The sequence below is a fragment of the Viridibacillus arenosi genome, assembly GCF_001955655.1.
Classification (GTDB): Bacteria; Bacillota; Bacilli; order Bacillales_A; family Planococcaceae; genus Viridibacillus; species Viridibacillus arenosi.
The window spans coordinates 95,891-113,493 of record NZ_MSPW01000002.1 but is presented as its reverse complement, the minus strand read 5'-3'; the positions used below and the strand labels follow the sequence as shown (position 1 = coordinate 113,493).

The window sequence follows — 17,603 nt, the reverse complement described above, 5'->3', positions numbered from 1 at the left end:
AATTCTTTCTTCTATTAGAGTAAATCTGCAAATTCATCTTGCTTCTGCTTCGGAAACGTATGAATTTCGCGGTTTTTCACCGCTTTTTGAATCATTTCATCGAAGTCAGTAAAGCTTTCGTAATATACAACTTTCTCTAATTTCGGTTTTGTTTTTGGACTTGCTGGTGTAAATACCGTACAGCAGTCCTCATATGGACGTATTGAAATATCGTATGTGTCAATTTTTCTTGCTACATCGATAATTTCTAATTTATCGTATGTGATTAATGGACGTAAAATAGGCGTTGAAGTTACTTCATTAATAGCAGCTAAGCTTTCTAAAGTCTGGCTTGCTACTTGTCCTAAGTTTTCACCCGTTACAATTGCAGTTGCACCTATTTCTTCACGTACTGCATCTGAAATCTTCATCATCATACGACGTGTCGATGTCATAGTTACATTTTCTGGAACTTGTTGTTGGATTACTTGTTGAATTTCAGTGAATGGAATGATATGCAGACGTACATTCGCGCCTAAACGACTCATTTTTTCAGCTAAATCTTTAACTTTTTCAAGTGAACGATCACTTGTATATGGTGGGCTAAAGAAATGAATTGCCTCAATTCGCACTCCGCGTTTCATCATATAATAGCCTGCAACTGGACTGTCGATACCTCCAGATAATAATAGCAATGCCTTTCCGTTTGCACCGACTGGTAAACCACCTGCTCCAGGAATTACTTCTACCATCATATATACTGCATGTTCACGTACTTCAATACGAAGTTCGATTTCAGGTTCTTTCATTTGAACATGTAAATTTGGAATATTACTTAGAACATGTCCACCCATTTCAAGTTGTAACTCATAAGTGTCTAATGGAAATCTTTTATCTGAACGTTTTGCATTTACTTTAAACGTTTTACCATCTGTATTGATTGATTTCATAATATTAATCGCAAGTTCTTTCATTGCATCCAAAGTCGGTTCGCATTTTGCAACTGGACTAAAAGAATGAATGCCAAAAACTGTTGGTAAGCGTTTAATCAGTTCTTCCATATCTTCGTCATTATCACTGCTAATATACATACGATCTCGTTCTGCACGAATTTTCATATCTGGTATATCTGCAAATGAAAATCGTAAATTTTCTCTTAAACGTGTGATAAATTGTTTTCGATTACGTCCTTTTGTTGTTAATTCACCGTAACGTATTAGTATTTCATGCCATTTCATAGTTGAATTGTCTCTCCTTTTAATTGTTTCATCATTTTCGCAAATACTACTTTAAATTGTTCGATATCTGAATTGGTTAAGCCATTGCCAAGACTTATACGAATAACACCCTTTTCAAAACTTTCTTCTATTTGAAGTGCTTCTATAACATGACTAATACTTGAATCTTTTGAGGAACACGCACTAGATGTGGAAACGATAAAGCCTTCACTTTGCAATGCATTGACAACAACTTCACCTTTTAAGCCTCTTACGCTGCAACTTATAATATGTGGTGCACCATCGTTACTTGAAATAACATGGACATGATAAATTTTATTTAAAAATACATGTAGATCCTCGCGCCACTTTCTAAATTTCGTTGTATTCTCTGCCATTTGCTCCACAGCTAGGCGCATGGCTTTTGCTAATGCAACATTTTGTGGCACTGCAACAGTTCCACTACGGTAGCCTAATTCTTGTCCGCCACCATGTAGTATCGGTTGAATTTTAATGCGCTTTGAAAAAGCTAATAACCCTGTTCCTTTTAAGCCATTTATTTTATGACCAGAAATAGTTAAAGCATCTGGACCATTATCTCCTTGAAATTGCACTGGCAATTTTCCGAAGCTTTGTACTGCATCCACATGGAAAAACGCACGGCTATTTGGGCGTATAATCTTTGCAATTTCCGAAATCGGTTGAATAGCTCCCATTTCATTATTTACATGCATTATACTAACGAGCACCGTATCTTTACGAATTTTACTTCGCAGATCCGATAGTATAATCCCTCCGTTATTATCGACGTCAATAAATTCTAATTCGAAGCCTTCATTTGTTAAATGACGAGCACTTTCGATGATAGATGGATGTTCGATAGCGGAGATTAGAATATGTTTGCCACGATGCTGATTGGCTCTAGCAAGACCTTTAATAGCAAAATTATTTGATTCTGTTCCACCTGATGTGAAAATTATATGCTCAGGCTCTGTTTTTAAAATTTGTGCGATTTGCTCTCTTGCTTTCATTAATAATGTATTGGCTTCTGTACCCATTTGATGAAGGGAAGCTGGATTTGCGTAATATCGTTCATTCGCTTGTATAAAAGTTTGCAATACGGCTGAATCTGGTTTTGTCGTCGCGCTATGATCGAGATAAATCAATTGTGTAACCTTCCTTCCAAAAGAAAGCCACCTGCACTCTACCGTGCGGTGGCTTTATGCTTCTCTTATTATGAACGTCAATTGTCGTCTTTGGCAAGTACTTGAATTTTTTTCATAGCACCTGGTTCGGCTGCTTCTACGGCTGTTGCAGCATTTTCTAGCGCTTTTGCATATCGGAATTCCCGGAATGCCTGCTCAGCCTCTAATAATCGTTGGTGCATTGTTGGATTGGATGCACGATAACGGTTACCATATTGAATAATTCTTTCAATTAATAATACGTTTTCAAGCATTTCTGTTGCTGTATTATGTACATCTTGAATACATTTTTCAGCGGTATCCAAATTCTTATGTACGGCTACCATATTTAATGGAACTTCTTTTAAGCTTTGAACAACTATAAATAACTGTTCTTCTGCTTCTTCTAAACGGATATCCATTTCTTCTGGAATTCCTGGAATATTTGCCTTATTTAACATGCGATCTGTTTCATGCAATAACTGCTTTAGATTTCCAAGTGTAGCTCTTGCTTTATTTTCATCAATTCTTAGACTCTTTAAACGATCAGCAAATCGATCTTGCTCTTCAAATAAACGTTCTGTCTCTTCTTTAACTCCCTTTAACTCCTCTTGTAAGCTAGAATAGGCAGATTGCTCTTCTTTTACTTGAATAGATAGTAATTCATATCTCTGACGAACTGACATCAATTGTTGTTTACAATTTGAAGGAAGTGCAGCATCTTTTTCTGATAAATGATATCCTTTTTGAACTTCTTCTGCTTCTTTTGCTGTTTCATCAGTTGATACAATAACATTTTCTAATCGTGTACCAATTTGTTCAAAGTTTTCATCAACAAATCGCTTAGCCATCACTTCTTTTTCTAATGCATCATAAAATGAATCGATTTCATCTTTGATTTCATTTACTCGATGCTGTACTGAAGTTATGTTCAAATCAGCAATTTGTTGTTTAAATTCATCAATACTTTCTTCCATTACATCTAACTTTCCATTCAGTTCTAAATGTTTTAAGAAGAAAGATTGCTCTTCCATTTCGCGTTGACCATTGCGTAGTTCATGAATATGAGATGGAATCTTATGCTGAATATCCGTTAATAATGCTGGAATTTCATTTATCAATTTGAAAATATGTTGACCTTCTTCATCTAACATAATAACAATTTCTCTTGCTTGTAAATAGTTACCTGATTCTGTTAGTACTTCATATTCTTCAAATTTCGGATTAAATGTCTCCAGACGTTTTTCTAACGGACCTGCAGCAGGACCATATGAATACTGATGAGCTAACAACGTTTTTCTAGCTGAACGATACTGATCCTTCAGCTGTTCAATTTCAATTCTGTTTTTCTCTTCACTACCGATTAATTCACCAAGTTCTTTTAAAATTTGGATCATCTCTTGATCGTACTCATTAATACGTGATTCAATTTCTTTTTCAATGTCAGTCGCTTTGCCAAACTGGAATTTATCCACAAGTTCTTCAGCATCAAATAATAGCACGTCGATTTTAGGCATTTCAACGTCCATAAGCTCCGTCCATTTATTGCGCCAGCGCTCAAACATCTCTTCTGTTTGACCATTCATATTCAGAGCTTTCACTTTTGTTAACTCTTCCAAAACGGGTTTGTTTTGAATTTGAAGTTTTTTCTGATCCAACCTCTGAATTTCTTTATTATGTTTTCGACGCAAAATAAAAATGAATGCTACTATAATACATAGTACGATTATAACGGGAATGATATACTGCATCGTAAGACCCCCTGTTCCTAAATCACTATTTCAGCCAATTAATTAACCTTAATATTACCATGTTTTCGGTGAATTTGTTTACCGTTTGCACGTATTTTAAAAAAATATCTGCCATTTCACTATATTATACAAGTTGGAGGAATATTTCATGAAACGAGATGCTCACATTCACTCACCTTTTTGCCCTCACGGAACGACTGATGATTTTGAGAAATACATAAAAAAAGCAATCAATTTCGGATTTACCGACATTACATTTACAGAACACGCACCTCTTCCTAGTGGCTTTATTGACCCTACACCTATGAAGGATAGTGGTATGGAAGCCGAACATTTAATTCCATACATAGAGAAGTTAAAGGAATTAAAAAAACAATATGCCTCACAAATTCGTATCCGTATTGGCTTAGAAGTCGATTTTATTTCCGGTTATGAACAACAAACACGGGACTTTTTAAATGTTATCGGTCCTCAGTTGGACGATGCTATTCTATCAGTTCATTTTTTAAAACATGACAATACCTATACATGTATTGATTTTTCAAGTGAGACGTTCCTGGAATTTGCAGAATCAGTTGGAACAGTTAAAGAAATTTACAATTTATATTATGAAACAGTAAAAGAATCTATTTCTGCTGATTTAGGACCTTACAAACCAAAGCGAATCGGTCACCCGACACTCGTTCATAAATTCCAATTAGCACATCAACAAAAAATCGATGATCATAAACAAATCGAAGAGATTTTACAACTGATGGCCGTCAAGGACTATGAACTAGATGTCAACGGAGCCGGCTTGTCAAAAAAAGATTGTAAAGAACCTTATCCTCCATTACAATATGTTAAACTTGCTGACGCACTAAAAATCCCAATTGTTTTTGGCTCTGACGCTCATCAAGTTACGGATTTACATCAACACTATGATAAAATTTTCCCTTTAAGATAATATAGAATGGAGAGATGAAATGTTTACACAATCTTCTTATACTGGCAACTCAGCAGAACAATATGCATTATTAGCGAAGCAACTTGATGCTTTATTAGAAGGCGAAACAGATACAATTGCTAATTTAAGCAATGCCTCCGCATTATTAAATCAATTTTTAGACACCATTAACTGGTGTGGATTTTACTTACATAAAAACGAAGAATTATTGTTAGGACCATTCCAAGGGTTACCTGCCTGTGTCCATATCGCAATTGGACGTGGAGTTTGTGGTACTGCAGCAGCGAAACAAGAAACAATCGTCGTCGAAAATGTGCATGCATTTCCAGGTCATATTGCTTGTGATGCGGCTTCTCAATCAGAAATTGTTGTCCCAATCATCGTTGAGGGTAAACTTTTAGGTGTACTTGATATCGATAGTCCTATTCAAAATCGCTTTTCAGATGATGATCGTAAAGGTATAGAACACTTTGTGCACGTATTAACGAAACATCTTTCATTCTAAAATGCCAAAAGAGTTACGCTCACAATTGTATTGGGCGTAACTCTTTTTTAAGATTTTAATTTGTGACATCATCCATCTCAAACAAACGAAATTGATTTTTGCCGTTATTTTTCGCTTCATATAATGCAATATCGGCATTTTGAAATACGTTATGAAAATTGTGATTAAGATTTTTTTGCCAAGCAGCTACACCCGAAGATACAGTTACAGATGGCGTTGTTACTTCAGGTACAGATGCAACAATCTTATCAACTAAATCAATAGATGCCAATAATGTTTGGTTAGGTAAATAGATAGCAATTTCTTCGCCACCCCATCTAGCACAAATGCCTTGCTCCTGCACCGTGTCTATCAAATGTTGCGCAATCGTTACTAAAATCGCATCACCTTTTTGGTGTCCATATGTATCATTGATCATTTTAAAATCATCAATATCTAATAGAATAAAGACACCACCTTCATCCTTATCCATCGAAATTTCAACATATCGATCCAAATATTTTCTAGCAAATAATTTAGTTAAATGATCTCGATCGACCATTTCTTGAAGTTGATCACGTAAAATTGTATTAGAAATCGCCAACGAAGAATGACGTATTAAAGATTGCATTAGTTTAAAACTATCAAACGAAAAGAAATACGGATTATTATGTAAGACAATACTAAAACCATGTACTTTTTCTCGAATAATAATAGGTATAGCCATCATTGACATAAGCGAAACTTTATCAACCACTAATTTGCTGAAATCTGCTACAAATAACGCATCTGTCGATTCATCAAAATGATCACCGACATATTTCAAATATGGCATAGATTCATTTTCAAAGAAAAAGTCTGTACTCCCCGTTGTTACTTGATACACATCATTTTCTTTTAAAACAAAGCAAATCTCATCAGGATTGAACGACTTTGTTAACTGTTTTGCCAGAAACAATAACATTTCTTCTTGATTCAATTTCATATTTAAACGGTGCGAAGTTTCATTTATAAGTTGGAGATCTGAAACTAGACGATGTGATTGATGATATAGTTTTGCATTTTCTAATGCATTCCCTGATGTTTCAGCTATATGCATAATAAGGTCTTTCTCTTGTTTACCAAAAACATAATTTAGCGGTGCAAAAATTTGTAACACCCCATAAATTCCTTGACGGCCCTTTATAGGTGCATTTAATACACACCATTCTATGTCTGTTGCCTGTTCAATTTTCAAATCACCAGAGACAAATGCTTCTATAGTAGAAGAACGCTCTGACATATAATCAAATGTATGTGTATCAACAGTTAAATGACGATCTTGGTCATTTGATAAAATAAGTTTTGATTCAAACTTTGGGAGGGCACTTCTGACACCATGAAGAAGTGCTTTCAGTATTCGATCAATATCCATAGATGAATGGAAAATACTAGTCATTCTAACTAATTCAAGATTCATCTTTTGTTCATATGTGGCTCTAATATTTTTTTGTATTAACTGAATCACACGCGAGATTAGTATTTCAAAATCATAAATATACTTTGTCTTCGCAAACTCTTTCCAATCCACAGTTTCTTGCACAATGATAATGCCAAACGGTTTCTGATTTACTTCCCGTAAAACTATTACATCATCGGCAAAATCATATTTCTTTTTCAAAATATCAACAAATGCGCTTGGGAATGGATACTCTTGATGAAGATGCTGCTCTAATAATTTACTCGGAATACCTTGCGTTATATTCTCATGTGCTGCATCGATTGAGACAGGGTAGAAGTTATCTTTATCTAAATGTAAGTATTCACTTTTTGAAATACCGAAGTATTGTAATAGGATTCCTTTTAATAGTTCGAAATATTCACTACTATTAAGTTTTTCATCTATTAAATCCATCCACAAGTCTAGGATCTGACATTTTACATTTTGCATTGTTTGTTGATAATCTGCCATGCAATCACCTTTTCCTTCAAAACATGCTATATATGATCTTGTCTAATTCTATTATACATAAAATAAGTCTTTTCAACTATAGTTCTTTTGGAAAAAACTTCTTGAATTCGAGAAATCGTATCAAAACTCCTTGTTTTATCGTTTATCTACTTGTTTTATCTGTTCTACAATCTCTCATTTACCTTGACACATTACTATGTAAAAGTTACAATGGTCTTTGTGTAAAATAAACGCAGCAGTTGTATGGTTTTATTGCTTTCATTTTATTCCTCCAGAAATGGATGGTGTAACACGTAACCCTTTGGCTGCATGGGCGAAGTTGCATGAAAATAAAATGTCAATAATTCTGGATACATCTGGTTTTTATTTTACAACAAAATAAAACCAATTAAAGGAGGAGACTCTCTATGTCTCGTTATACAGGTCCATCATGGAAACTGTCTCGTCGTCTTGGTATTTCACTAAGCGGCACAGGTAAAGAAATCGAAAAACGCCCTTACGCACCAGGACAACACGGTCCTAACCAACGTAAAAAATTATCAGAATACGGTTTACAATTACAAGAAAAACAAAAACTTCGTCATATGTATGGTATGAACGAACGTCAATTCCGTACTCTATTCGACAAAGCTGGTAAAATGCAAGGTATCCACGGTGAAAACTTCATGATCCTTCTTGAAACTCGCCTTGATAACTTAGTTTACCGTTTAGGTCTTTCACGCACTCGTCGTGGATCTCGTCAATTAGTAAACCACGGCCACATTTTGGTTGATGGTAAACGCGTTGATATCCCTTCATTCCGCGTAAAACCAGGTCAAGTGATTTCTCTTCGTGAAAAATCTCAAAACCTTACTGCAGTTAATGAAGCAATCGAAGTAAACAACTTCGTACCAGAATACCTATCATTCGATGCAGACAAAAAAGAAGGTACTTTTGTACGTCTTCCAGAACGCAGCGAATTATCAGCTGAAATCAACGAAGCTTATATCGTAGAGTACTACTCTCGTTAATCTTTGTTCTTTCCAAAACCTTGTACCCGTTTTATCGGGTACAAGGTTTTTTTATTACATATTATCCACTAAATTAAAACTAATTCCTTTTTAAGCTACCTTTAGAAAAGTAGTATAAAAAAAGACTAACGAACATCCAAAAAATTTGGATGTTCAATTAGCCTCGAGTGGAAAAGAACTAGATTATTTACTAATTAAAACTCTACATTTGCCCAATAAATGAGAACGTAAAAATAATAACAATAATAAGTAAAACGATAAAAGCAAGGAAGCCCGGAATGAAAATCGTGAAAAATGCACGCCAATTAGAAAAGCGATGTGTCTCTGCAACTACCCCTACGTTAATAACAACCGCCCAAATAGTAACACAAAACGTGATTAGACTCGAAACTAGAGTTACTATAAGATTCTTCACTTCAAGATAATCGCTATCCATCCGAAAGAAAGTTTCTGGTGAAAATGCCATCCATAATAATAAAATGGGTGCTAACCAAATATGAGGAATTGAAGATAACCCCATTACTTTGAACATCTCATTATAAGTTGCCTTGCCTTTAAATAACTTTCCTATTAGTAATATTACCCCTGCCCCAATAGCAGATGAAAACAATCCAATAAATGGTCCACCAATTACACAAATTAATAGTATACCCCAAGTTGGAATATCTAAAGGTAATTTCGAATCCATAGCACCGAAGAGTACGCCCGCCATTCCTCCGAGCAATATGAACATGATAGCGTAACCTAATCCTTTATAATCAAGAATATACCTGGCCGTTTTTTTAGGATGCAACCAAATAGAGAAAAATGGATGTAACACCTCTTGCTGCTTTGTTTCTTGTAATTCATTCATTTATTATTCTTCCCTTCTAGTTTTCTGTTTAAAGCATACCAAATATTAGATAGGTATATTGTATTGAAAACATATTTATGGAAAATATGAAAAACACAACAATAACGCTGTTTAATCAAGTCCTTAAGCTTTTTTTCAGCAATCCTTAAAACCGAAATTTTTGATTTTACAATTACGCTTCCACCCAATAATCATATTGGTCGATAAAACACCTTGATTTTTTTAGTGTTTAGCCACATAAAAAAGAGTATGCGAAATGCATACTCTTTAATACGATTCTTATAGCTATAATTTATTCGACATCACCTGTCCAAGCTAACATGCCACCATCCATATTAACTACATTAAAGCCTTGATTTTCTAAAAACATTGTTGCGTTGCCACTACGGCCACCTGAACGGCAAACCATAATGTACTCTTTTGTTTTATCTAATTCATTCATACGAAATTCAATTAAACCTAAAGGGATATTGATGGCTGTTGGAATTATACCTGCTGCTACTTCATCCACTTCACGAACATCGATTAAATTCAATTCTTTACCCGATTCTAATAATTGTTGTACTTCTTCTACTGAAATTGATTTCATTTTTATTATCTCCCTTACCCCACCTGGTATATAAAATATTGAAAATAAGGAAGAGACGATTATCGACTCTTCACTAATAGATCTACAGCTTCTTTTATTAAAGTTTCTTTATCTTTCCCCTTAAGCTCATTTTCATCTTCCATGCAACGTACTAAATTAGTACTTACAATAAGTCCGATCGCGCGATCAATTGCTGAGCGAGAGGCAGATAACTGTGTGATGACATCTTTACATTCTTTTTCTTCTTCAATCATGCGGATAATACCTTTTAACTGGCCTTCTATTCGTTTCAAACGATTCTTAATTTGATCATTATACTCCATATTATCGTCACCTCAATTCAAGCATATCGTGTAACATTTATAGATACTATACCCCTAAAGGTATTGTGTCAAGTAAAGATGTTATAAACAAATTAGTTGAAAACTCATACCCTCCATAGTATATTAAAAATACCTACCAGGGTATATAGAAGTAGCTATCGAAAGGAGGCAATAACGAAATGAAATTGGACGTGACCGTTTATTCATCCACAAATTGTGGTTACTGCGTATTAATGAAAAATTTTCTAAACGAACAAAACATTCTCTATAAAGAAGTAAATATTCAAGAAAAGCCTGAAATTGTGCAAGAACTAATGGCAGCAACAGGTCGTCTCGGAGTCCCCCAAACCAATATTAATAGTAATTGGGTGCTTGGTTATGACCCAATTTCTGCTATGAAAATTATCCAGCAACTAACAACAACTAATAGAAACGGAGAACTACAATAATGGAATGGATTATCTTACTACTTGCAATCGCTATTTTTATTTACTTCCGCACCAAAACAGCAAAAGGTGTAAAAAATATTTCTACAGCCGATTTAAAAAATATGCTAAATGACAAATCTAAGCAACTTATCGATGTCCGTACACCTGGTGAATATAATACCCAACATATTGTACAGTTTCAAAATATCCCACTAGATCAACTACCTAGCAAAGTAAGTAAACTCGACGCCAACAGGGAAATCATCGTTATCTGCCAAAGTGGTATGCGAAGTGCTCGAGCTGCTAGTATTCTTTCAAAAGCAGGCTTTACTTCTGTTTATAATGTCAAAGGTGGTATGAGTCGATGGTCATAACATAGCATTACTACTCGCCTTTTCATCTATAACCAAAAATAGCCATTCGTTATGTTATAATGACACTTAACGAATGGCTATTTTTTTAAAGGAGGTCTTTTATTAATGAAAATCATATCAATTTGCCCTAGTAATACTGAACTACTCACCTATTTACAACTTGAGCATCAGTTAATTGCTATAGATGATTTTTCTGATTGGCCATCTTCTATTCAGCATTTACCACGCCTTGGTCCGGATCTTTCTATTAATATGGATTTGCTTGAAAGCATGGAGCCCGAGCTCGTCATTGCTTCGCTTAGCGTTCCTGGAATGGAGAAGAATATTGAGGAACTCGAGCGTCGTAAAATCCCACATCTCGTTCTAAATCCTAATAGTCTACAAGAAATTGCTGACGATTTACGTATACTAGGTAAAGCATGTGGCGTACTGGAACATGCTGAGATAAGAGCTGCTGAATTTGAGAGCTTTGTTTCTAGCATGAAGAAAATAGGCGAAAGTTGCGAAATTAAACCTTCATTATATTGGGAATGGTGGCCAAACCCCATTTTCACACCAGGCGGTATTAACTGGTTGACTGAAGTAAGTGAAATTGCGGGTGGTGTAAACCTCTTTGCTGATGTTGAATTAGCTAGTGTACAGACTGAATGGAACGATGTATTAAAACGAAATCCTGATTATGCGTTTTTAGCTTGGGTCGGTGTTCAACACCACCGGATTAAACCTGGACACCTTCTGAAAAGACCAGGTGCATCAGAAATGACTGCTATAAAATTAGATCGCCTACATGTAATGGAGGAATGGCTCTATTGCCGTCCTTCGCCTAGGTTACTAGAAGGTGCTTTGAAATTGGCAACCTTAATACATCCCATAGAGTATGAAAGTCTCGCGTTACCTGAATGGATAATTGAAAAATAAGATGAATTTAATAATAGTAGAAGACTTTTCACATTGAGTGAGAAGTCTTTTTTTGTAACCCTTTTTATATTTCAATATTTTACGATTAAATAGGGTTATTTTCTTACAAAAGAGCCTACTCTATGTATAGAAAGGTTTTCTTAAATATTCATAATATTTATAAGTTCTATGCTTCTTTGTATAAATTCAAAAAAGACTACTGCTCACTTTAGAATGAACAGTAGTCTTGATGACTAATTATTAGTACTTTAATCAACATATTCAGCTGCTCGAGGTCACTTCCACTTTCTCGGACAAAAGCTGAAAAAATGCTTTTGTTTCGAAAGTTCCAGTGCTTGTCGAAGGCCCACAGGATGTGGGTCACGTAACCGTTGCGGCAGGACGCCGCGCACTTAGGTTACGTTCCTTAAAACGAGCGCCTTCAGCATTTAATTGAACTGTACCATGTGGTATTTCTTTTTACCTCTTCTTACGATTGCAAATGCATCTTCTAGGCGATCTTTGGCGTCTACAGTGTATGCTAAATCTGTAATTTTTTCGCCGTTGATTGAGATAGCTCCGTTTGTTACATCTTCACGCGCTTGACGTTTTGAAGATGAAATTTTAGCTTCGACGATTAGGTCGACAATGTTTTGATCTTCTTTCGCGATTTCAACAGAAGGTACGCCACTAAATGCTACTTTCATTTCTTCTACCGAAAGTGCTTTTAAGTCACCTGAGAATAATGCTTCTGTAATACGAATTGCCTGTTCTAAACCTTCTTCACCGTGGATTAATTTTGTCATTTCAGCAGCTAATGCTTTTTGTGCTTTACGTAGATGTGGCTCAGTTTCTACAGCAGTCTCTAATGCTTCGATTTCTTCACGAGATAGGAATGTGAAGATTTTCAAGTATTTCACGACATCAGAGTCAGCTGCATTGATCCAGAATTGGTAGAACTCATATGGCGATGTTTTTTCAGCATCTAACCAAACTGCTCCTCCTGCTGTTTTACCGAATTTTGTACCATCCGCTTTTGTTACAAGTGGAATTGTGATACCAAATGCTTTTGTTTCTTCTTCATGGGTTTTACGAATCACTTCTAGGCCAGTTGTAATATTTCCCCACTGGTCAGAACCACCTACTTGAATACGGCAGTTGAAGTTGTCGTATAAGTGGTTAAAGTCAATACCTTGAATAATTGTGTAAGCAAATTCAGTAAATGAAAGACCAGTATCTAGGCGAGATGAAATTGTATCTTTACCAAGCATATAGTTTACATTGATTAATTTACCGTAATCGCGTAGGAATTCAATAGTATTCATTGAGCCAATCCAGTCGCGGTTGTTTGCAAGTTTTGCCCCGTTTTCTGAATTAAAATCAAAAATACGCTCTAATTGTTTTTTTATTCCTTGTACGTTTTTCTCAACTTGTTCAACCGTTTGTAATTGGCGCTCTTCAGAACGACCTGATGGATCACCAATCATACCAGTAGCGCCACCGACTAATAGAATTGGTTGGTGACCTGCAATTTGGAATCTTCTTAAAGTAAGTAGTGGCACGATATGTCCGATATGCATGCTATCTGCAGTTGGGTCAACACCACAATACAAAGAAACAGATTCCTCATTTAATAATTTTTCCATACCTTCAGCATCTGTTTGTTGGTACAGTAGGCCACGCCACTGTAAATCTTCCAATAATAGATTTGTCATATTCCTTACCTCCTAATATAAATAAAAAAAGTCCCTGCATATTAATATGCAGGGACGTTAATCACAATTTAACGCGGTACCACCCAGCTTGAAGAAAAAATGATTCTTCCGGCTCATACGTCTTAACGCGACGCTTACGTTCTCGCTCCAAATGTGTAATTCGTGTCCATATTATGACTAGCTTACACCAACCGCTAGCTCTCTATACAGGGAATATGTTCACTACTGCGCACTTTTCAACGCTCGAAAAACTATTAATGACTATTGTACTTCATTTAGATTCATTGTCAATAAATATTATTAGTCATAAATCAATTATGGTATAATTAACGAGATTTTAGGAGGTCGATTTAGTGATAGAACAATTTAAAAAATGGGTTGAAAAAATAGACAATCTTTTTCAAGAAATGACTTCTATGAGATGGATGAAAACACTACGTATAACATCAAGCGTAATCTGGAATTTATGTTTATTATTTATCACATTAGCAGTTATAGGTTTTATATTTGTAGGGTCTATTGGCGCTGGATATTTTGCTTCCCTCGTAAAAGAAGAGCCTCTGCGAGCAAAAGCTGAAATGCGTAGCGACATTTTAACTTATGATGAAACAAGTGATCTCTACTTCGCAGGTGGAAAATATTTAGGTAAAATGCGTTCGGACTTAGAACGACGCGAAACAACTCTAGATAAGGTCTCGACTAATGTAATTAATGCAGTACTAGCTACTGAGGATGAATACTTCTATGAACATAACGGGATTGTACCAAAAGCAGTTTTCCGTGGATTGTTACAAGATGTAACGAACTCTTCAACTCAAACAGGTGGCTCCACATTAACGCAGCAATTAATTAAAAATCAAATTTTAACAAACGAAGTTTCATACGAGCGTAAAGCTAAGGAACTATTACTCGCAATGCGACTTGAAAAATTCATGGACAAAGACGAAATTTTAGAAGCTTATTTAAATATTATTCCTTATGGTAGAAATGCATCTGGTCGCAATATTGCTGGAATCGAAACAGCGGCTGAAGGTATTTTCAATAAAAAAGCAAGTGAACTTAACCTTGCACAAGCTGCCTATATCGCAGGGATTCCACAATCACCTTATGCCTATACACCATTTACACAGCAAGGAAAGCTTAAAGATAAAGATTCATTAGCACTTGGTGTTAACCGTATGAAAACTGTTCTATATCGTATGCATGAAACAGGCTATATTACGGACAAGCAATATAAAAAAGCCTTGAAATACAAAATTAAAAAAGATTTCCGTAAACCAGAACTTCGCCCAGAAGAAAAGTATCCATATGTAACATACGAAATTGAAAGCCGTGCAAAAGATATAATGGCTACTATTTTAGCTAAAAAAGATGGATTAGATCCAAAACGATTAAAAAATGAAAAGAAATTAAAAGAAAAATATACAATCTTAGCAGATCGTGAATTGCGATCAAAAGGTTACAAGATTTACTCTACGATTGATAAGAAAATGTATGATAATATGCAAAATGTAAAAGATAACTTTACCTATTACGGTGCTACATTTAAAAAGACTGTTACAGATTCAGAGACTGGAAAAAGCAAACAAGTTGATGTGCCTGTACAAGTTGGTAGTATTGTCATGGAAAACAAAACAGGTAAAATTTTAAGCTTTATCGGTGGTCGTGACTTTAAATTAGAAGAACTAAATCATGCGACTCAAGCCAAACGTTCAAATGGTTCTACTATGAAGCCACTTCTAGTTTATGCACCAGCGATTGAATATGGATTAATCGGGGCAGGTAGTCCTGTAGTCGATGTGAAATTCAATATTAACGGATGGTCTCCATCCAACTATACTGAAAGTGATAACCGAGGTATTATTTCGGCACGTGAAGCATTAAAAGACTCTCAAAACTTACCAGCAATCCGACTGTACAGCCAAATTATGAACCGTAGACCTGCTGATTTATTAGTTAAAAACGGATTCTCAAATTTGGATGCAGATGATTACACGAACTACTCAACTTCTATTGGAGCGCTAAAATACGGTGTAACTGTGGAAGAAAATACGAATGCATTTGCAACATTTGCAAATGGAGGTAAATTCGTAGATGGTTATATGATTTCTAAAATTGTTGACTCGGATGGCAAAACAGTATATAAACACAAATCTAAAGCGAAACAAGTATATAGTCCTCAAACTTCATATATCATTACGGATATGATGCGTGATGTATTGAAACAAGGAACTGGTACAACAGCAAATGCTGGCCTGAAATTTAGTGCAGACTTCGCGGCTAAAACAGGTACATCTCAAGAATATAAAGACGTTTGGTTGGTTGGATACAATCCTGACATTTCACTAGGTGTATGGATGGGTTATGATACACCACAAACACTTTATCAATACAATGAGACTTACTTGCAACCAAGTACTCGTATTAATTTGTTATGGGCTAAACTGATGAACTCTGTTTATGATTCTAATCCAAAATTAGCTACAGCATCTGGCAAACGCTTCTCTGCTCCTGCAGGTGTAGTAAGTCAAACATTCTGTGGTTTGTCTGGTCGAGCATTATCTTCAGCATGTTCAAAAGCAGGCTTTTCACGTACTGATTTATTTAACTCTCAAGTGATGCTACCTACTAGTCCAGATGATAGTTTCAACTCAAGTGGTGGCTTAAATCCTGACTTTATCTCTCGTATGTTAGGTATCCTAGGTGGAGATCCTGCAGGTATTCTATCACCAAAAGAGAAAGAGAAATTAGATGCTGCGAACAAACCTGATGATGAGAAAGACCAGGATAAAGATAAGAATAAAGATAAAGATAAACAACCGAATAACAATTCTTCAAATTCAAACGTAAATACTGACAAAGACAAAGATAAGAACCAGAAACCTAATACAGATAATAATAAACCGACAACAGACAAAGACAATACAACAGAGCAAGATAAAGACAAGGACCCAAGTACCGATAAGGACAAGGATAAAGATAAAGATAAAGATAAAGATAAAGAGAATAGTACTGAAAACAATGGTACTAGTAACAATAATTAACCCTTATCAAGTAGCATTCTACACACTTGTAGAATGCTACTTTTTTTATACTTATTAATTACATTTAAATCTCATTGATTACACCTTTTATCACCTCACAAACTTACGACACTAGACATATAATTTTCTCATTTATGTGATTATTCTCTTTTTCATTCATGTATAATTGAAATACAATATCTTAGTAAGGCGGTGAAATAATGGAATTTATTAAAACTTATTACGGCGTTAATATGGAAACTAAATCAGGTCAAATTGTAGTTGAAGGTCCTATCCCACCTGAGCAATTAGAAAAACTAAAATTCCATGAGGATTTAACAGCTTTTCGTGTTGCTAAACAACAATTTAAAGCGTTAATAGGAATAGCCAAATTACCTGAAGGACGTATTATTATTGCACGTAATGAGGATACCATCGTCGGTTATGCTACCTTTTTATACCCTGATCCATTAGAACGTTGGTCAGAAGGGAAAATGGAAAATTTAATTGAGCTTGGAGCAATTGAAGTCATACCAGATTTTCGCGGAACAGGTGTAGGTAAACAAATACTTCGCGTATCTATGATGGATGATGCGATGGAAGACTATATCGTTATTACAACCGAATATTATTGGCACTGGGATTTAAAAAGAACAGGACTAAATGTTTGGGAATATCGTAAAATCATGGAGAAAATGATGAATGCGGGAGGTCTGGAGAATTTCGCCACGGATGAACCTGAAATCTCTTCACACCCTGCGAATTGCCTAATGGCACGTATTGGTAGTAGAGTTGATAGTGAATCAATTCAAAGGTTTGATCAGCTACGTTTTAAAAGCCGTTTCATGTACTAAACAACTAAACAAAGGGGATTTTGTC

16 protein-coding genes and 1 other annotated feature are annotated in these 17,603 nt (G+C 35.4%); of the genes, 8 read left to right on the top strand and 8 right to left on the bottom strand.

The window, feature by feature from the left end; translation table 11 throughout:
• Positions 1-14: 14 nt before the first annotated feature.
• From thiI to ezrA, 3 genes are all read right to left on the bottom strand, one after another.
• Entirely contained in the window at positions 15-1,217 is a 1,203-nt protein-coding gene (gene thiI / locus BK137_RS04440) for a tRNA uracil 4-sulfurtransferase ThiI (RefSeq protein WP_038187845.1), read from the bottom strand.
• Positions 1,214-2,362, bottom strand: a complete 1,149-nt coding sequence (locus BK137_RS04435; protein WP_038187847.1) for a cysteine desulfurase family protein — start codon at positions 2,360-2,362, stop codon at positions 1,214-1,216. Before BK137_RS04435 ends, thiI begins: the two co-directional genes overlap by 4 nt.
• Positions 2,363-2,439: 77 nt before the next feature.
• Entirely contained in the window at positions 2,440-4,131 is a 1,692-nt protein-coding gene (gene ezrA, locus BK137_RS04430; RefSeq protein WP_038187849.1) for a septation ring formation regulator EzrA, read from the bottom strand.
• Positions 4,132-4,279: 148 nt separating this feature from the next.
• Between ezrA and hisJ the strand changes: the two genes are divergently transcribed.
• A complete protein-coding gene (gene hisJ / locus BK137_RS04425) occupies positions 4,280-5,077 on the top strand; it encodes a histidinol-phosphatase HisJ (RefSeq protein WP_038187852.1) in 798 nt (265 codons plus the stop codon).
• Positions 5,078-5,096: 19 nt separating this feature from the next.
• Positions 5,097-5,582: a GAF domain-containing protein gene (locus BK137_RS04420; protein WP_038187855.1), complete on the top strand. Its 486-nt coding sequence runs from the start codon at positions 5,097-5,099 to the stop codon at positions 5,580-5,582.
• 55 nt (positions 5,583-5,637) lie between these two features.
• On the opposite strand, the gene BK137_RS04415 is transcribed toward BK137_RS04420, so the two are convergent.
• The gene (locus BK137_RS04415; RefSeq protein ID WP_038187858.1) at positions 5,638-7,512 is read right to left on the bottom strand and encodes a sensor domain-containing diguanylate cyclase; all 1,875 of its coding nucleotides are present in this window, start codon (positions 7,510-7,512) and stop codon (positions 5,638-5,640) included.
• A gap of 407 nt (positions 7,513-7,919) precedes the next feature.
• Here BK137_RS04415 and rpsD point away from each other — a divergent pair, with 407 nt between their 5' ends.
• A complete protein-coding gene (gene rpsD, locus BK137_RS04410) occupies positions 7,920-8,522 on the top strand; it encodes a 30S ribosomal protein S4 (RefSeq protein WP_038187861.1) in 603 nt (200 codons plus the stop codon).
• Positions 8,523-8,724: 202 nt separating this feature from the next.
• On the opposite strand, the gene BK137_RS04405 is transcribed toward rpsD, so the two are convergent.
• From BK137_RS04405 to BK137_RS04395, 3 genes are all read right to left on the bottom strand, one after another.
• Positions 8,725-9,375, bottom strand: coding sequence for a Yip1 family protein (locus tag BK137_RS04405; protein ID WP_038187864.1), 651 nt, complete (start codon positions 9,373-9,375; stop codon positions 8,725-8,727).
• 292 nt (positions 9,376-9,667) lie between these two features.
• Positions 9,668-9,964, bottom strand: coding sequence for a rhodanese-like domain-containing protein (locus tag BK137_RS04400; RefSeq protein WP_038187868.1), 297 nt, complete (start codon positions 9,962-9,964; stop codon positions 9,668-9,670).
• Between the two features lie 59 nt (positions 9,965-10,023).
• The gene (locus BK137_RS04395; RefSeq protein WP_038187870.1) at positions 10,024-10,287 is read right to left on the bottom strand and encodes a metal-sensitive transcriptional regulator; all 264 of its coding nucleotides are present in this window, start codon (positions 10,285-10,287) and stop codon (positions 10,024-10,026) included.
• Positions 10,288-10,466: 179 nt separating this feature from the next.
• Between BK137_RS04395 and BK137_RS04390 the strand changes: the two genes are divergently transcribed.
• The 3 genes from BK137_RS04390 (at position 10,467) to BK137_RS04380 (ending at position 12,007) form a co-directional block, all read left to right on the top strand.
• Positions 10,467-10,736, top strand: coding sequence for a glutaredoxin family protein (locus BK137_RS04390; RefSeq protein ID WP_038187873.1), 270 nt, complete (start codon positions 10,467-10,469; stop codon positions 10,734-10,736).
• The gene (locus BK137_RS04385; RefSeq protein WP_038187876.1) at positions 10,736-11,089 is read left to right on the top strand and encodes a rhodanese-like domain-containing protein; all 354 of its coding nucleotides are present in this window, start codon (positions 10,736-10,738) and stop codon (positions 11,087-11,089) included. Before BK137_RS04390 ends, BK137_RS04385 begins: the two co-directional genes overlap by 1 nt.
• A 105-nt stretch (positions 11,090-11,194) precedes the next feature.
• Positions 11,195-12,007: a cobalamin-binding protein gene (locus BK137_RS04380; RefSeq protein WP_038187879.1), complete on the top strand. Its 813-nt coding sequence runs from the start codon at positions 11,195-11,197 to the stop codon at positions 12,005-12,007.
• Positions 12,008-12,435: 428 nt separating this feature from the next.
• On the opposite strand, the gene tyrS is transcribed toward BK137_RS04380, so the two are convergent.
• Positions 12,436-13,701: a tyrosine--tRNA ligase gene (tyrS, locus tag BK137_RS04375; protein ID WP_038187882.1), complete on the bottom strand. Its 1,266-nt coding sequence runs from the start codon at positions 13,699-13,701 to the stop codon at positions 12,436-12,438.
• Positions 13,702-13,748: 47 nt separating this feature from the next.
• Positions 13,749-13,950: a binding site (T-box leader), on the bottom strand.
• 158 nt (positions 13,951-14,108) lie between these two features.
• Here tyrS and BK137_RS04370 point away from each other — a divergent pair.
• Together BK137_RS04370 and BK137_RS04365 are read left to right on the top strand one after the other, a co-directional pair.
• Entirely contained in the window at positions 14,109-16,745 is a 2,637-nt protein-coding gene (locus tag BK137_RS04370; RefSeq protein ID WP_081730130.1) for a transglycosylase domain-containing protein, read from the top strand.
• A gap of 200 nt (positions 16,746-16,945) precedes the next feature.
• Complete coding sequence (locus BK137_RS04365; protein ID WP_038187885.1) at positions 16,946-17,578, top strand: GNAT family N-acetyltransferase; 633 nt, start codon at positions 16,946-16,948, stop codon at positions 17,576-17,578.
• Positions 17,579-17,603 lie beyond the last annotated feature (25 nt).

What these genes read in the sequence shown, in the direction of transcription:
- BK137_RS04420 (WP_038187855.1), top strand. Translation starts at nt 5,097, where the DNA reads ATGTTTACACAATCTTCTTATACTGGCAACTCAGCAGAACAATATGCA.
- BK137_RS04395 (WP_038187870.1), bottom strand. Translation starts at nt 10,287, where the DNA reads ATGGAGTATAATGATCAAATTAAGAATCGTTTGAAACGAATAGAAGGC.
- ezrA (WP_038187849.1), bottom strand. Translation starts at nt 4,131, where the DNA reads ATGCAGTATATCATTCCCGTTATAATCGTACTATGTATTATAGTAGCA.
- thiI (WP_038187845.1), bottom strand. Translation starts at nt 1,217, where the DNA reads ATGAAATGGCATGAAATACTAATACGTTACGGTGAATTAACAACAAAA.
- BK137_RS04370 (WP_081730130.1), top strand. Translation starts at nt 14,109, where the DNA reads ATGACTTCTATGAGATGGATGAAAACACTACGTATAACATCAAGCGTA.
- BK137_RS04380 (WP_038187879.1), top strand. Translation starts at nt 11,195, where the DNA reads ATGAAAATCATATCAATTTGCCCTAGTAATACTGAACTACTCACCTAT.
- BK137_RS04400 (WP_038187868.1), bottom strand. Translation starts at nt 9,964, where the DNA reads ATGAAATCAATTTCAGTAGAAGAAGTACAACAATTATTAGAATCGGGT.
- tyrS (WP_038187882.1), bottom strand. Translation starts at nt 13,701, where the DNA reads ATGACAAATCTATTATTGGAAGATTTACAGTGGCGTGGCCTACTGTAC.
- BK137_RS04390 (WP_038187873.1), top strand. Translation starts at nt 10,467, where the DNA reads ATGAAATTGGACGTGACCGTTTATTCATCCACAAATTGTGGTTACTGC.
- BK137_RS04385 (WP_038187876.1), top strand. Translation starts at nt 10,736, where the DNA reads ATGGAATGGATTATCTTACTACTTGCAATCGCTATTTTTATTTACTTC.
- BK137_RS04365 (WP_038187885.1), top strand. Translation starts at nt 16,946, where the DNA reads ATGGAATTTATTAAAACTTATTACGGCGTTAATATGGAAACTAAATCA.
- BK137_RS04415 (WP_038187858.1), bottom strand. Translation starts at nt 7,512, where the DNA reads ATGGCAGATTATCAACAAACAATGCAAAATGTAAAATGTCAGATCCTA.
- BK137_RS04405 (WP_038187864.1), bottom strand. Translation starts at nt 9,375, where the DNA reads ATGAATGAATTACAAGAAACAAAGCAGCAAGAGGTGTTACATCCATTT.
- rpsD (WP_038187861.1), top strand. Translation starts at nt 7,920, where the DNA reads ATGTCTCGTTATACAGGTCCATCATGGAAACTGTCTCGTCGTCTTGGT.
- hisJ (WP_038187852.1), top strand. Translation starts at nt 4,280, where the DNA reads ATGAAACGAGATGCTCACATTCACTCACCTTTTTGCCCTCACGGAACG.